The 15896-nt window shown below is 61.6% G+C and carries 14 protein-coding genes; all 14 read left to right on the top strand.

Translation table 11 applies throughout. The annotated features are described in order from the left end of the window. The first annotated feature begins 139 nt into the window (after positions 1 to 139). The 14 genes from LOKO_RS13690 to LOKO_RS13625 all read left to right on the top strand — a co-directional run bounded on the left by LOKO_RS13690 (position 140) and on the right by LOKO_RS13625 (position 15834). Complete coding sequence (locus tag LOKO_RS13690) at positions 140 to 1825, top strand: HD domain-containing phosphohydrolase (RefSeq protein ID WP_066450491.1); 1686 nt, start codon at positions 140 to 142, stop codon at positions 1823 to 1825. Positions 1826 to 2020: 195 nt separating this feature from the next. Further along, positions 2021 to 3415: a flagellar filament capping protein FliD gene (fliD, locus tag LOKO_RS13685; protein WP_066450488.1), complete on the top strand. Its 1395-nt coding sequence runs from the start codon at positions 2021 to 2023 to the stop codon at positions 3413 to 3415. Between the two features lie 81 nt (positions 3416 to 3496). Then, a complete protein-coding gene (gene fliS, locus LOKO_RS13680) occupies positions 3497 to 3916 on the top strand; it encodes a flagellar export chaperone FliS (RefSeq protein ID WP_066450485.1) in 420 nt (139 codons plus the stop codon). Next, on the top strand, positions 3917 to 4300 hold the full coding sequence (locus tag LOKO_RS13675) for a flagellar protein FliT (protein ID WP_066450482.1): 384 nt from the start codon (positions 3917 to 3919) through the stop codon (positions 4298 to 4300). It abuts the gene before it with no gap. Next, the gene (gene fliK / locus LOKO_RS13670; RefSeq protein ID WP_066450479.1) at positions 4275 to 5630 is read left to right on the top strand and encodes a flagellar hook-length control protein FliK; all 1356 of its coding nucleotides are present in this window, start codon (positions 4275 to 4277) and stop codon (positions 5628 to 5630) included. Before LOKO_RS13675 ends, fliK begins: the two co-directional genes overlap by 26 nt. After that, complete coding sequence (locus tag LOKO_RS13665) at positions 5611 to 5892, top strand: EscU/YscU/HrcU family type III secretion system export apparatus switch protein (RefSeq protein ID WP_066450476.1); 282 nt, start codon at positions 5611 to 5613, stop codon at positions 5890 to 5892. The genes fliK and LOKO_RS13665 overlap by 20 nt, the downstream gene beginning before the upstream one ends. A gap of 329 nt (positions 5893 to 6221) precedes the next feature. Further along, the gene (gene flhD / locus LOKO_RS13660; RefSeq protein ID WP_066450474.1) at positions 6222 to 6554 is read left to right on the top strand and encodes a flagellar transcriptional regulator FlhD; all 333 of its coding nucleotides are present in this window, start codon (positions 6222 to 6224) and stop codon (positions 6552 to 6554) included. Next, on the top strand, positions 6551 to 7138 hold the full coding sequence (gene flhC / locus LOKO_RS13655; RefSeq protein ID WP_066450472.1) for a flagellar transcriptional regulator FlhC: 588 nt from the start codon (positions 6551 to 6553) through the stop codon (positions 7136 to 7138). Before flhD ends, flhC begins: the two co-directional genes overlap by 4 nt. A gap of 235 nt (positions 7139 to 7373) precedes the next feature. After that, positions 7374 to 8246, top strand: a complete 873-nt coding sequence (gene motA, locus LOKO_RS13650) for a flagellar motor stator protein MotA (protein ID WP_066450469.1) — start codon at positions 7374 to 7376, stop codon at positions 8244 to 8246. Beyond that, on the top strand, positions 8243 to 9190 hold the full coding sequence (motB, locus tag LOKO_RS13645; RefSeq protein WP_066450466.1) for a flagellar motor protein MotB: 948 nt from the start codon (positions 8243 to 8245) through the stop codon (positions 9188 to 9190). The genes motA and motB overlap by 4 nt, the downstream gene beginning before the upstream one ends. 41 nt (positions 9191 to 9231) lie before the next feature. Then, a complete protein-coding gene (locus LOKO_RS13640) occupies positions 9232 to 11577 on the top strand; it encodes a chemotaxis protein CheW (protein WP_066450463.1) in 2346 nt (781 codons plus the stop codon). Beyond that, positions 11574 to 12068, top strand: coding sequence for a chemotaxis protein CheW (locus tag LOKO_RS13635; RefSeq protein ID WP_066450461.1), 495 nt, complete (start codon positions 11574 to 11576; stop codon positions 12066 to 12068). Before LOKO_RS13640 ends, LOKO_RS13635 begins: the two co-directional genes overlap by 4 nt. Before the next feature lie 129 nt (positions 12069 to 12197). Continuing rightward, positions 12198 to 13565: a methyl-accepting chemotaxis protein gene (locus tag LOKO_RS13630; protein WP_066450459.1), complete on the top strand. Its 1368-nt coding sequence runs from the start codon at positions 12198 to 12200 to the stop codon at positions 13563 to 13565. Between the two features lie 79 nt (positions 13566 to 13644). Further along, a complete protein-coding gene (locus tag LOKO_RS13625) occupies positions 13645 to 15834 on the top strand; it encodes a methyl-accepting chemotaxis protein (protein WP_066450456.1) in 2190 nt (729 codons plus the stop codon). Positions 15835 to 15896: the final 62 nt, after the last annotated feature.

The raw sequence follows: 15896 nt of genomic DNA, 5'->3' as shown, positions 1-15896 counted from the left end.
CAATATGCGGACGTCATTAAGCGGACGCTGTCCGTGTCACTCTGGCCTGAGCGTGGTCGGGCCGTTGGATTGACACATTGATACAGTCTTGGGCTGGCCCGGCTAGGAAGGGTTGGCCTGTACAGAAGAAGAGGCAAGGATGGCGAAGGCGCTAGATGACTTTGTTCGAGTCGGCAGTCCGGCAGAAATCGAATTGCTGCTGGAGTCGATGATTCAGCCGGGTGGAGCATCGCTGCTGCTTGACAAGCCCGAAAGCACACCGCTTCCGGTGGTGCTCATGGAGCAGGTGCCCGCGGAGTCGCTGATCGTGGATATCACCGCGGTGCGCGAAATCGGCGGTGAACTCAAGCGCGGGGTGGGATTTCGCCTGCTGGGCCAGGCTCACGGCAAGATCGTGCGCACCCCGTTGCTCAAGGTGGTGGATTCTGAAACCGTGGCCGGCAGGGTGGTCTGCCACTGCGAATACCCCCTCTATCTTGAAGAGATGCAGCGTCGAGAGGCATTCCGGGCCCGGCTGCGGCTGGGCATGGAGGTGGGTGCCATCCTGCGTGGCGATGGAGAAGGCGAAGCGACCGTCCAGGGCGACCTCAAGGATCTCTCGCAGCAGGGGTGTCAGCTGGAGCTGCCAGCCTCGGCCGCTTCGCTGCTGTCGGCGACGCCGATGATCGAGATCGAACTCTGTTTTCCCAATGGCACACGCTTTGCGATCAAGGCGAGGGCCTGCCATACCGTGGCCGACAGTGATCGTCAAACCATACGCGTTGGTTTCAGGTTCGAGGATTGCAAGGCCGACCAGGAACGCAAGCTGTGGTTCTTCGTTCGCGAGATCGAGCGGGAATCGTCTCGTCATGCGGAAGAGGCGGATGTCGGTCGCCTGCCCTCCATGCTCTTCCAGAGCCAGGCGGCTGCCTCGGCACCGGTGGGGCGGCGCAACCTGTTGAGCTACCCCACGCCCATGGCGCGCCGGCTGGCAAGGGTTGCCGGATACCTGGACGGCCAGCTGCTGGAATTGCAGCAGGGAGGGCGTATCGATGCGGTTCAGCTCTCCCGGCATGCCGATATGCTGCTGATGCTGGCCGATGAGGATATGGAGTCGCTGCTCTTCGCCACCCGCTGCCTGTCTCGGGAGCCACTGCTGGTGAGGCATGGGCTTTCGGTGGCCGCTCATATCCTGGCCCTTGCCGATGGCACCAAAATACAGCGGGATGTGCGCAAGGCGTTGGCAGCCAGTGCCATGGTGCATGACCTGGGCAAGGGGATGATTCCCGGACACCTGCTCTCGGCCACCTCGCTGGACGAGGGCGGTTACGCTCAGTTGAAGATGCATGTTGCGCTGCTTGGCAAAGCCATGGACGGATGCCAGTGGCTTTCGGCGGGCGTGGTCAAGGCGGTGGTGGGAGGAATCAACGAGCGCCTGGATGGCAGTGGCTATCCGGCCGGGCATGATGGCGACCATCTGCAGGAGCTATCCCGCATGAGCGCGGTGGTGGATGTGGTCGATGCCATGCGTCGCGACCGGCCCGACCGTCCGGCCTGGCGCATCGATGCCGTCTACCGGCATCTGCTGAGCAGTCCCGGCCAGTTCGATCCGCGCTGGGTGAAGCGCTATATCCAGCATTTTGGCTTGCGCCCGATCGGTTCGCTGGTGCGCTTCGGCAATGGCGACATGGCCTGGATACAGCGACTGGACCAGCAGGGCAAGCCATTTCAGGTGCAGCTGACCGAAGCCATTGAGCCCCCGGGCGAGGCGCTGGGCGAGGTGCTGCGCGGCAATGTGGTTGCCCGCCTGGGTGAGCCCGTCGAGGAGATACCTGTCTCCACTTGATTCCGGCGTGGCCCTCGGGCGCCATCTGCAGTGTGGAAATGGTGCCGGCAGCGGGATGGAAATTGGGATGCGGCCCGACACTAAAGTTATGCGCCGCTGAGCCGATACAGGGAAATAACCCCAAGGTCGCGGGCTTTTCGCCAGAACCCCTGGCGCCGGGCCTGTCAGAATAGCCGGGATGAAAAAGGAACCATCATGACCACAATCACGTCACTGGGTATCGGGTCAGGGCTCGACCTGAATGGCCTGCTGGATCAGCTCAATGCCGCTGAGCGGGGCAAGCTCGAGCCGATCAAGCTGCAGCAGAAAAGCCATCAGGCCAGAATCTCGGCCTATGGCAAGCTGCAGGGCGCCCTGGCGACTTTCCAGAGCGCGGCGGCCAAGCTCAACGACTCGAAGTTTTTCCAGAGCGTGGGCAGCAATGTGACGGGAAGTGGCGTGAAGGCGGCAGCTAGCGCCGCAGCCCAGCCCGGCCGCTTTGATGTTGCCGTCAAGGAGCTGGCGCGTGCCCAGAGCGTTGCGACGGGTGGTTTTGCCGAGGGCGCCAAGTTTGGCGGTGAACTGACGATGACCGTCGGAACGGGTGACAAGGCGAAAGCAGTCTCTATTGATCTTGCACCGAACAGTTCGCTCTCCGATCTTCGTGATGCCATCAATGCCAAGAAAGCGGGAGTGACGGCCTCCATCGTCAATGACGGCGACCCTGACAGCCCCTATCGCCTGGTATTGACCGCCAATGCCACCGGTGAGAATGCGGCAATCCAGTCGGTTGCTCTGGGAGGCGAAAATGGCTTTAGCTTCGACCTTGGCGCCGAACCCGATGCAGCAGGTAGCATGTCTCAAGTCGTGGCAGCCCAGAATGCCGTGCTGGAAGTCAATGGTATCCGCATCACCAGCCAGTCAAACCAGGTAAAGGGCGCCATCCAGGGTGTGACGCTGGACCTTTCCGAAACGACTGCTGAAGGTTCCTCAGTCACCGTTGTTGTCGAGCGCAATACCCTGGCGATTCGCGAGGCAGTCAGCGGCTTCGTCAAGGCCTACAACGATATGCGCAGCACGATCAGCGGCTTGACGAAATTCAATGCCGATACCGGGGATGCGGGCGAGCTGCTGGGTGACAATACCCTGCGCACCGTTGAGAACCGCATGCGCAGCGTGCTGGCCGGCGGCGTGGGCGAAGGCGAGCTTCGCATGCTGTCGGATATCGGCATTTCACTGCAGCGTGACGGTAAGCTCAAGCTCGATGAGGATCGTCTGAGCAATATTGTCGCCAATCAGCCCGAGGCGCTGTCGGCCTTCTTCGCCGGGCAGAACAAGGCCGGGGGCATGGCCGGCAAGCTCAATGAATCCCTGGATCAGATGCTTGGTGATCGAGGCCTGCTGGACAATGCCAAGCGCGGCCTGGAGACACGTCTCAGCAGTTTGGCCGACCGCTTCGAGCGCATGGAGCGTAGCATCGAGAAAACCATCGATCGCTATCGGATTCAGTTCGGCCAGCTCGACAGCATGATCGCCACCATGAACCAGACCAGTGACTATCTGTTCCAGCAGTTCGACATGATGAACGCTCAGCTGGGCCGCAAGAAATAATTGGCTGGCGAGCCGGGGCACGATGCCCGGCAGGGCCGGTCTCGTGATACGACGGTCGACCACGACAGGAGAATGACTGCCATGAGTACCATGCGAGGAGCCGCCGCCTATGGCCGCGGGGCCGGAGCTTATGCCCGGGTTGGCGTGGAAAGCGGCGTGATGTCGGCAAGCCCGCATCAGCTGATCGTGATGCTGTTCGACGGTGCCCAGGGCGCTATTCGTGCCGCTCGCATCCATATGCAGGCCGGCAATGTGGCAGAGAAGGGCAAGTCCATCTCGAAGGCGCTGGATATCGTCAACAATGGCCTTCTGGCCGCCTTGGATACCGAGAAGGGCGGCGAGATCGCCGAGCGCCTCGGTTCGCTCTACGACTATGTCTCGCGGCTGCTGTTGGCGGCGAATCTGCACAACGACCAGGAGAGTCTCGACCAGGCAGAGCAGCTGTTGGAGGACATCGCCTCGGCGTGGCGTGAGATCGGCGTCACGGGAGCGCAAGGCTGAATGGCCACCACCACTGCACGCGCTGTTCTGGAGGGTTATACCCAGCTCAGGCGCCAGGTCGCTATCATGCTCGAGCTGGCAAGAGCCGGAGAGTGGGACGTGCTGATTGAGCGTCAGTCCGGTTACCTCCAGTTGGCAGATCGTCTCCGAGAGCTCGACAAGGCGGCCGAGCTCGATGATGAGGGCGTTCAGCGCAAGGCCGAGCTGCTCGAGTCGATCCTGGCCGACGACCTGGCGATTCGAGAGCAGCTCCTTGCGCGTCGCAACGAGCTGGGACAGCTGATGGACAGTTCGCGTCGCCAGCGTGACCTGCACCGCAGCTACGGCAAGCAGGCATCCTCGGTGGTGAGCAGCGCTGATGACTTCGGCCAAGGAATCTCGTGAGTGGTATCACGCCTCTGCTGATACCCTGCTCCATCAGGTGCTGGGCAAACGCATCGATACGGCGCCGCCGCGTGACCTGAACGAACCGGTAAGGGCGGTGGATCCCGGCGAAGGGCCCAGGGCGCTGCATAGCGATTCACGGCTGGATGGCCGTCGCCCCGCTGCGGCTCCTCTCTCAGGCACCACGACTCCGTCACAGCGGGGCGATACACCTGCCGGCCAGACGGATACTGCCCGTTCGCCAGCCTCCATTCAGACCCACTTCAGCCCGTCGGCCCGTACCATTGCCGATCTCTTGGTGCGCTTCCCGGCGCCACCTTCGGTACTCTCTGCCACATCACCCCTGATGGCGCTGGACGAAGCGCCGAGTGCCTCGACGCTGGCGAGCCGTCTGCAGGCTGGCGTGCGCGACAGCGGCCTTTTCTATGAATCCCACCTTTCGCGCTGGTATCGCGGAGAGGTCAGCCGCCAGCAGTTGGAGCGCGAGCCGCAGATGTGGCGAACCCTGCGCTTCTCTCCGGCATCTACGGCGCCTGGTGCAGCAGCGCCGGATCCGCGAGCTGCCCCCGGGGCGACGGGGGCGGGCAGCCTGACGGCAGCCGCTCCGGGTTCGTTGGCGCCTCCGCTGGCTGCCGGTAGCGGAACGCTCCAGGGCCAGGCGGCTCAGGCCGGCACATATTCCACTACCGCTGGGCTGCTGCCGGGTAGTGCAGGGGGTGGCCAAGGGGTCGGTACTCAAGCGACAGCGCATGGCGGAAGTGGCGCTGAGAGCTCGGCTGCTTCGCTGCGCGATACGCCGGCGCCCGGTCGTGGTGCCGCTAGCCCTCTGCAGGCTGCCGGTGATGCGGGAGCTGCTGTTCGGGAGCAGGGAGAGGGCCTGTCTCGGGCCCGGCCGGCCGGTGGCGAGGCCATCCACGAGAGTCTTCAGGGCCTGGTTCGGCACCAGCTGGAGATGCTGGTGACGCCCATGCTGCGCTGGGAGGGCGATGTCTGGTCAGGCATCTTCATGGCCCTGATGGTGCAGCTGCCTGCTGGCGCCAAACGCGAAGGTGAAGGTGAGCAGGGCGATGACGGACAGTCGGAGCGGGAAACCTGGCACTCCGAGCTTCAGCTCAGGGTGCCCAGTCTAGGGGACATCCGTGTTGCGATGTGGCTGCGCGACACGGACGTCAGGCTCGAGCTGAAAACGCATGATGAGGGCACCTTGGTGACACTGCAGCGGGGTGTCGTAAGGCTCGAGGAGCGCTTGAAAGCGGCCGGCATGTCGACGGTGCTGATCGACGTTCGGCACTTGGGCGAGGAGGGTCCCAGTGACGGAGAAAGGACCTGAGAAGCGTCGGCAGGCAATTGCCCTGGCGTACCGGGACGGTGATGACGCGCCCCGGGTCATGGCGAAAGGCTATGGCGATATGGCTGACCGGATTCTGGCCGAGGCTAAGCGGCAGGGAATCTATGTTCATGATGCCCCTGAACTGGTAGCGCTGCTGATGGGCCTGGACCTTGATGAACGCATTCCGCCGATGCTCTACCAGACCATTGCCGAGCTGCTGGTGTGGGTCTATGAGCTCTCGGATACATCACAGGAACGTTAAGAAATGTAAAAAAATGTTATAATATATTTCGTAAACTTTTGTCTGTCAGTTTGTCAAGATGCGATTGTTCTTTTTTTTCCTTGTCTGGCCAAAGGGTTAACAAAAGAATGGCAGAGGCTTATTTTTCTCATCATTGATGTTGACATTCTAATGCTTTTGGCTGGTTGGCAACACCGTTTCAAAACCTCACAATGGAGGCCGTAGAAAGAACGTCCCTTTTCGAGTGCTGTTTTGGCTTTTGCTGATGCGCTTTCTTCGGCAGCCCTTGGCACTTAATGGACCAACATAAAAATATAAGGACACGCGGCCACCGCGTGCAGGGAACCGACATGAAGACCACGAATCACCTGGATGATATCCAGGAGCTCAACCTAGCCTATCTGTTGCTGGCTCAGCGCCTGCTCAACGACGACCGGCCTGCGGCGATATTTCGCCTGAAACTCGATGATGAGACGGCAGACCTGATTCAGTCGCTGGGTGCCGCCCAACTGACCCGCCTGGCCCGCACCAACCAGTTGCTCTGCCATTTCGGTCTCGATGGGGCCGAGCAGTTGCGTCAAGTCGTCGATAACCCCCGTGACAATGGATTGTCCCAGTTCCATGCTTCTCTGCTGATGGCAGGGCGTGGTGCGGGATCCATTGCACGGGGGGGCGAGGCATGACGCAACAGAAAAGCCTTGTTACTGAGATGCAGCAAGTTCAGCTGGCCATCGAGCTGATTGAGCTGGGTGCGCGTCTGCAAGTGCTTGAAACCGAGACCGACCTGAGTCGGGCGCGTCTGATACGTCTCTTCAAGGAGGTGCGCGGCATGTCCCCCCCCAAGGGGATGCTGCCTTTCTCCACCGATTGGTTCATCACCTGGTTGCCGAATGTGCATGCCTCGCTGTTCTATAATATTTTCCGCAGCCTGCGGGAGGACCAGCAGTGCGAGCGGATGCAAGCCTTCGTTACCGCCTATCGACTCTACAGTGAGCAGGTGAGCATCGACCAGGTCGAGCCGGTACTGGGCTTGACCCGTGCCTGGACACTGGTGCGCTTCTTCGAAAGCGACCTTTTGCAACAGTCGACCTGTACCCAGTGCAGCGGCCATTTCGTGGCTCATGCTCACTCTCCCGACCATGACTACGTCTGCGGTATCTGCATGCCGCCTTCCCGTGCCGGCAAGACCCGCAAGCGTCGTGAAAGAGAGGCGGCGCAGCTGGCACCGGTTGACCTCGAGCTACCCGCCGCGCGTTGCGCCGGCTGACGGGGCAGCCTGAGCTCGGTTGGCGGCGGGTATTGTTCGAATACCGGCCGCTTCAGGCCGCGCCCTGTTGTCACCGATCTTGGTCGGACTCTCTTCGCCGCCTCGGCCCTGTGCCGGGGCGGCGTTGTTTTTATTCGCTCTTCTATGCCTTTTTCGGGTTCTGCCCTCAAGTCGGGGCGAGCCTGGCCGATAACTGAAATATCGACAAGTCGCGTCCCTATTAAGGATATCGGTTGTGCTGATTCTGCTTGGCTATCTCGTTGTCATACTCTGCGTCTTCGGTGGCTTCGTGCTCGCCGGAGGGTTCCTGGGCCCGCTCTACCAGCCGACCGAGCTGCTGATGATCGGCGGGGCGGGGGTGGGCGCCTTCATCGCGGCGAATAACGGCAAGGCGATCAAGGCTACCTTCAAGATCTTCCCCAAGCTCAAGCGTACCCGGAACTACAACAAAGAGATGTACATGGAGCTGCTGGCAGTTCAGTTCAAGCTGCTGAGCAAGATCCGCCGCGAGGGCATGCTGGGTATCGAGCGAGATATCGACACTCCCCAGGAGAGTGCCCTGTTCCAGGAGCATCCCAGGGTGCTGGCCGACCCGATGATCATGGATTTCCTGACCGACTACCTGCGCCTGATGGTCAGTGGCGGCATGGATCCCATGGAGATCGATGAGCTGATGCTCCATGAGATCGAGACCTTCGAGCAGGAGGCGCATATTCCCGCGGATGCCATCGCCAAGGTGGGTGACGCCATGCCGGCATTCGGTATCGTTGCGGCGGTCATGGGCGTGGTCAAGGCACTGACCTATGCCGATGCGGGGCCCGATCAGATGGGGGAGATGATCGCCCACGCTCTGGTCGGCACCTTCCTCGGCATCCTGATGGGCTACGGCTTCATCAACCCGGTGGCCAGCAGTATCGAGCGCCAGATCAAGGAGGCCGAGAAGATGCTGCAGTGCATCCGCATCACGCTGCTGGCCAGCCTGCATGGCTATGCGCCGCAGCTGGCCGTGGAGTTCGGCCGCAAGGCGTTGCACACCGCCGAGCGCCCAGGCTTCACCGAGCTCGAGGAGTATGTCCGTAACGCCAAGGCGGGTGCGGTAGGCGAATGAGTGCCGCCGGCGACAAGCGCCCGATCATCATTCGGCGCAAGAAAGTGGTCCATGGCCACCATGGCGGCAGCTGGAAGATTGCCCTTGCCGACTTCATGACGGCCCTGATGGCGCTTTTCCTGGTGATGTGGATTCTGTCGGTGGCAAGCGAAGAGCAGCGCCAGGGTGTGGCGGATTACTTCAGTACGCCACTGACTACCGCTATCGGCGGCGGCGATCGGTCGGGCAGCACCCGTGTCATCCCGGGCGGCGGTCCCGATCCGGTGCATAGCGAAGGTGAGCGAGCGCGGATCGATACTCGCAGCCAGACACGGCCCAGTGATCAGCAGCGGCGCTTCTTCATGGATCTGCAGCGTCGTATCGAGGCGGTGATCGAGGCGGACCCGGAACTGCGCGAGCTGCGCCAGCAGATGCGCTTTGATCTGACGCCGGAAGGGCTGCGGATCCAATTGCTGGATACCGAGCAGCGGCCCATGTTCAACATCGGTAGCGACCGCGTCGAGCCGTATATGCGAAACCTGCTGCGCACCATTGCGCCGTTGCTGAACGAGCTGCCCAACTATTTGAGCATCGGTGGGCATACCGACGGCCTGCCCTTTGCCGGCGGTTATCGCGGCTACAGCAACTGGGAGCTGTCCAGCGACCGGGCCAATGCCTCGCGGCGTGAGCTGGGCGCCGGCGGCTTCGACTCGGATAAGTTGCTGCGGGTGTCCGGTTTTGCCGACCGCGTACCGCTGCCGGATACCGACCCGTTTGACGCTGACAATCGACGGATAGAGCTGCTGGTCCTGTTGCCCGAAGTGGCGGAGTACATTCGGCGGCCCAGTGTCCTCAATGGCCCTGGCGTACCCAGCCCCATGAGCTCGCGTCTGGAAGGCGAGGTGGAGCTGGCACCAGTGGAACAATTTACGGAAAGCCTGCGCCGTTCGCTCAATCCGGAGTGAGCGGGGCTTGGAACACATTCTGACACCAGGTGGTAATGCGCATGGATATCACGGATTTCTATGACACTTTCTTCGAAGAAGCCGAAGAGCTGTTGGCCGACATGGAACGCTACCTCCTGGAGCTTGACGTGGACGAGCCGGATACCGAAGAGCTCAATGCCATCTTTCGTGCCGCTCATTCGATCAAGGGGGGGGCGGGTACCTTCGGCTTCGATGCGTTGCAGAAGACGACCCATCTGTTCGAGAACCTGCTCGATCATACCCGCAAGGGAGAGCTCACCCTGCGCCGGGATATCGTCGATACCTTTCTGGAAACCAAGGACATGCTCAGTGATCAGCTAGACGCCTACCGTAATGGCGACGAACCCGATCAGGAGGCCTTCGAGCGCATTTGCCAGATCCTGCAGCAGCTGGCACTCGAGGAGATCGGACAGGACCTGGATGAAGGGGGGGCGGCGGCACCGGCCGTGAAAGCCGAGCTCGAGCCCGCCGCCACGCCAACCTCTGCACCTGAAGCGGAGCCTGCCGCCGGTGCCGGGCAACGCATCGTGACCCTGCTCAATGTGGGGGAGAAAGATCGTCAACTGCTGGTCGAGGAACTGGGACAGCTGGGCAAGGTGGTCTCCCATCAGGGTGATGAGCAGCGCTACGAGGTGGTACTCGCCTCCACCGACAGTGACGACGATATCGAAGCCGTCATGTGTTTCATCATCGATGCCGAACAGTTTCAGATCAGGCCTGTCGATGCCGCTCAGCCGGATGTTCCGGCCGATTCCCGTGTCTCTGCTGAAGAGGGGCAGCGGGTCATCACGTTGCTGAACGTGGGAGAAAAGGATCGCCAGCTTCTCGTCGAGGAGTTGGGGCAACTGGGCGACGTGGTCTCCCAGCAGGGTGACGAAGTCCGCTACGAGGTCGTTCTGGCTTCCTCGGTCAGCAATGACGATATCGAGGCGGTGATGTGCTTCATCGTCGACGCCGATCAGTTGCAGATCACCACGGATGGCGGGGCCGCCTCCCCCGTGGTGAATAAGGAAAAGGCAGGCGCGGCGGCGGTCCCGGCTGAGGCCGCCCCCAAGGCGGAACCCACGCCCAAGCCGGCCGCCAAGGCGCCAGCGAAAGCCAGCAAGCCCAAGGCCAAGGGCCCCGAGACCTCTTCCATCCGCGTTTCCGTCGACAAGGTCGACCAGATCATCAATCTGGTCGGTGAGCTGATCATTACCCAGTCGATGCTCGACCAGACGGTCAGCGACATGGATGCCGTTGCCGATAGTGCCCTGCTCAATGGCATGAGCCTGCTGCAGCGCAACGCCAGGGATCTTCAGGAATCGGTGATGTCGATTCGCATGATTCCCATGGATTTCGTTTTCAGCCGCTTCCCGAGGGTTGTTCGCGAGACAGCCGGCAAGCTGGGCAAGGAGATCGAACTGGTCACCGAAGGCGAGTCCACCGAGCTGGACAAGAGCCTGACCGAGCGGATCATCGATCCGCTGACGCACCTGGTCCGAAACAGCCTCGATCATGGTATCGAGATGCCGGAGGATCGTGTGGCCGCGGGCAAGCCCCGTACCGGTCGACTTACCCTCTCGGCTCAGCATCAGGGCGGGAACATTCTCATTGAGGTGATCGATGACGGCGCCGGCCTGAATCGCGACCGACTGCTGGCCAAGGCGCGTGAGAACGGTCTGCCCGTCTCGGACTCCATGAGCGATGACGAAGTCTGGCAGTTGATCTTTGCGCCAGGCTTCTCGACTGCCAAGGCGGTCACTGACGTTTCCGGCCGCGGTGTGGGCATGGATGTGGTAAAGCGCAACATTCAGGGCATGGGCGGCCACGTCGAGATCATGTCCAAGGCCGGTGAGGGCACGCGAATTCGTATCGTGTTGCCGCTGACCTTGGCGATCCTCGACGGCATGTCGATCAAGGTGGGTGGCGAGATGTTCATCCTCCCGCTATCGGCGGTGCTCGAGTCACTGCAGCCAGCCAAGGAGGATCTCTATGCCATGGCGGGCGACGACGTCGTACTCAAGGTCCGCGATGAGTACCTGCCGGTGGTGGCCGTTCATGAAGCCCTCGACGTGCCCGATGCCAAGACGAAGCTGACCGAGACCATTGCGGTCATCGTTCAGGGCGAAGGGCGTCGCTATGCCCTGCTGGTCGATGATCTGGTCGGCCAGCAGCAGGTCGTGGTCAAGAACCTGGAAACCAACTATCGAAAGGTGCCGGGCGTTTCGGCGGCAACCATTCTGGGTGACGGCAGCGTGGCCTTGATCCTGGATATCACCGGCCTGCATCGCCTCAGCCGTGCCAAGAAGGAGGTGCGCCGTCCCGAGCGTACCTATCAATCTCTCGAAGCCTTAACCGACAAAGAGCTGGAGACTTCCTCATGAACCAGACGACCGAAGCAGCCATGACTGCGGCCGAAGCCCACAACCGTGAATTCCTGGTGTTCTCGCTGGGCGAGGAGGAATACGCGGTCGATATCCTGAAAGTGCAGGAGATTCGTGGCTACGAAAACGTTACGCGTATCGCCAATGCGCCGGATTTTATCAAGGGTGTGACCAATCTCCGTGGCGTGATCGTGCCGATCGTCGATCTGCGCATCAAGTTCCACCTCGACAAGGTGGAATACGGCGGCCAGACCGTGGTGATCGTGGTCAACGTCGAGGACCGGGTCGTGGGCATCGTCGTCGATGGCGTTTCCGACGTGATGACGCTCTCGCCGGATCAGATCAAGCCGGCGCCGGAATTCGGCGTCACACTGTCCTCCGACTTCCTCAGCGGGCTCGGCAGTCTCGAGGATCGCATGTTGGTGATCGTGGATATCGACAAGCTGCTCACCAGCGATGAGATGGAGCTTGTCGAACGCGTGGCCGAATAGCCTTGACGCCACTCCAGTTTTTCCATTTTGGCCGATAGCTCTTGATGAGACGGGGCTATCCGGGCGGCCTGGTTTGGCTTGCCAATAACGATAATCGGGCTTAGGCCCTGCCGAACACGAGGGAATGAAGTGAAGCTTCTCGACAACCTGACTGTGCGAGCCAGCTGGACTCTGGTGCTGCTGTTCTTCGGCGGCATGATCGTCGCTCTCAGCGCGTTGGGGCTGTATGCCCTGCAGCAGGGGCAAGCCGCGGTCACCGAGATGGCTCCCCATGCCGGTGAGTCTGGTGCCTTGCTGTTGCAGGGCTTCGACGTGGTAGCTGGTTGGATGCGTTTGGCCATCATGGCGGTGCTGGTCGGCTCGGCGCTGGTGATGGCGGTTGTGATGTGGGGTATCACTGTCAACGTGCTGCAGCCGCTTGCCAGGCTGGTTGGCTATTTCGAGGGGCTAGCCCGGGGCGATCTCTCCCAGCCTGTGGAGAACCGTGGCAACAATGAGATCGGGCGGTTGTTCACATCGCTCAAGCATATGCAGGATGGCCTCTCTGCCACAGTGGGGACCGTGCGCAGCAGCAGCGAAGGCATCTACCAGGGAGCCCATGAGATCGCCCGGGGTAATGGCGAACTCTCATCCCGCACCGAGCAGCAGGCCGCTTCGCTGGCCGAGACCGCTTCCAGCATGGAAGAGCTCGCCTCCACCGTGGAGCAGAATGCCGACAATGCGCGCCAGGCCAGTCAACTGGCGGCCGAGGCATCACGTACCGCTGCCCAAGGCGGCGAAGTGGTCAGCGATGTGGTGTCGACCATGCACGACATCAGCGCCAGCTCGCACAAGATGGCGGACATCATCAGTGTGATCGACAACATCGCCTTTCAGACCAATATCCTGGCCCTGAATGCCTCGGTCGAGGCAGCCAGGGCCGGTGAGCACGGTCGTGGATTCGCGGTGGTCGCCCAGGAGGTTCGTAGCCTTGCCGGTCGCAGTGCGTCTGCCTCTGGCGAGATTCGTGCCTTGATCCATGCGTCTCGCGAAAAGGTGGACGTGGGTACCGCTCGCGTCGACCAGGCCGGCCAGACCATGGAAGAAATCGTTGCCGCCGTTCAGCGTGTCAGCGACATCATGGATGAGATTGCGTCGGCGTCGCTGGAGCAGAGCAATGGTATCGGCCAGGTGAACCAGGCCGTCACGCAGATGGACCAGGTGACCCAGCAGAATGCCACGCTGGTGCAACAGGCCGCCGCCGGAGCCACGCAGCTGGAGGCCGAAGCCGGGCGTCTGCGTGAAGCAGTACTGCGCTTCCGCTTGGCGGGAGAGGCGGGCGCTGCGGCGCAGCCTGCAAAACCCGCTTCCAATAAGGAGCGCGCGGACAAGGTGCTTCCCTCCCCATCGGTGCGCGACCCCCTGCCAGCCTCTCGGCGCAATGCCCAAGCGCCGTCAACTCAGGCATCTCGTAAGACTACGTCACCAAAAGAGGAAGAGGAGTGGGCCTCGTTCTGAGGTAAGAAGCTCCCAATCGGTGGAGGCGCGTCATCTTGCCCCGCCCCTGATGAAGCCAAGTGGTCAAGGAAACAGGAACATGCGTGACAACCAGCCGGTAACTCAGCGTGAGTACATACTGGATGACAGACATCTGCTGATCACCCGCACCGATCTCGAGGGTCGAATCACCTATGCCAATGCGGCCTTTGTCGAAGCCAGCGGTTTCAGTCACGAGGAACTGATCGGGGCGAATCACAACCTGATTCGTCATCCCGACATGCCATCCGAGGCGTTTGCCGACCTGTGGCAGGCGCTTAAATGCGGCGAAACCTGGCAGGGTATTATCAAGAACCGGCGAAAGAACGGGGACCATTACTGGGTCAAGGCTACGGTCACCCCGATCATCGAGAATGGACAATGCCTGGGTTACACCTCAGTGCGCACTGCGGTTTCGTCGGATGTAGCCACCGCCACCGGCCGTGCCTATGAGCGCTTGCGCTCAGGTCGCACCGGTCTTGCCATTCGAGCTGGCCAGGTGGTGCGTCGTGGCCCCCTGGGCTGGCTTGGGCGTATCAACCTGCATAGCATCCGTGCGCGACTTTCCATGCTCACTGCCTCAGCGCTGTTGCTGCTGGCGATCAGTGGCGGCGTAGGACTTTATGGGATTCAGGCCTCAGGAGAGCGCTTGGCGGAGCTGAACCAGGATGGTCTGCAGGATGTGATACGGCTGCAGCAGCTTGACCAGTTGATCAATGACGGCCCGCAGCGGCTTTCCGGCGAGGAGCGAATGGCGCTTCTTGGTGAACGACATGCTATTGCCGACGCATTGGCGGACGGCCGCGCTCGTCTTGCCGAGCTATGGCAGGAGTATCTTGCCCGGGAGGTCAACCAGACCTCGGTGGCCATGGCGTTTGATGATTCGCTTTCCGACTATCTCAACGAGCGCTTGGAGCCTATGACGGCGGCGTTGGGTGGCCCCGAGTCCTTCGATGCCATGATGGCGCTGAACAACCAAACAGCCGGGCTGCGTGAAAGTGCCGAGGGATTGTCGGGGCTTGTCAATCAACTGGTGGAACAGCAGCGAATCGCGGCGTTGAGCATGGCCGAAGACGCCGAGCGGGGTCAGCAGCAGATGCTTGTTGGCCAAACGAGTTTCATGGCACTTGGTTTCGTTTTGCTGTTGGCCATCAGCGTATGGATCATGCGTGCCATTACCCGGCCGGTGCGTCGCGCTGCGGACTTCACCTTGCAGATCGCCTCGGGCAACCTCGCAGTGGCTACACCCAAGCAGAGCCATGACGAGATCGGCGCGCTGCTGGGCTCCCTGGATATCATGCGCCGCAGCCTTTATAGCACCACCCATAGCGTTCAGCAGGGCATTGCGGTGGTGACGCCGGCGTCTCGCTCCATCGCCCGCGGCAACGAGGATCTTTCGGCCCGCACCGAGCAGCAGGCCGCCTCGCTGCAGGAAACCGCTTCCAGCATGGAGGAGATGACCACCACCGTGCAGCAGAATACCGACAACGCCCGCCAGGCCAGCGGGCTGGCCCTGGACAACGCCGGACGCGTGCGGGACACCGGCGAACTGATGCACGGCGTGGTGAAGACTATGGAGAGGATCACCGCCAGTTCCAACAAGATGACCGACATCATCAATGTCATCGACGGTATTGCCTTCCAGACCAATATCCTGGCCCTGAACGCTTCGGTGGAGGCGGCGCGGGCCGGTGAGCAGGGCCGCGGATTCGCCGTGGTGGCCAGCGAGGTTCGCAGCTTGGCGGGACGCAGCGCGGATGCCGCCAAGGAGATCCGCCAGCTGATCGATGGTTCCTCCAGTGAAATCAAGGAGGGCGCGGCCCAGGTGCAGAAGGCAGAAAGTGCCATGGCGGAAGTGGTGTCCGCGTCCACGCGGGTCAACGACATCATGGGCGAGATCACCGCGGCCTCCGAGGAGCAGAGCAGTGGTATCGGCCAGATCAACCAGGCGATCACCGAAATGGACCAGGTGACCCAGCAGAATGCCGAGCGGGTTCTGGAAAGTGCGCGTGCGGCCATTGATCTGCAGCATCAGGCGGAGATGCTCGACCGGATGATCCGCGTGTTTCGACTGAGCGGTGCCGGCCCCGAGACGGTGCCAGCTGTCGGGGAGGCGGATGCGCTTCAGTCAGGCGGCTCCGGGTGGAGTCCGGCGGCCACAACAGACTTGCGGCATGATCCGATGCCCGCGAGGCGTGAGACAGGCAGAGCGGGGCGGCCAGTGACCGAGGAGGAGTGGGCTTCCTTCTGAGCGATGTGGTGAGGGTGCGGGGTTATGGGATTCAGGCACTGGGGTTAGGTATGGGTTTGGCG

It is taken from the genome of Halomonas chromatireducens (assembly GCF_001545155.1).
Classification (GTDB): domain Bacteria; phylum Pseudomonadota; class Gammaproteobacteria; order Pseudomonadales; family Halomonadaceae; genus Halomonas; species Halomonas chromatireducens.
Note: the sequence above shows the minus strand (reverse complement) of the source record. Positions and strands in the feature narration are given on the sequence as shown.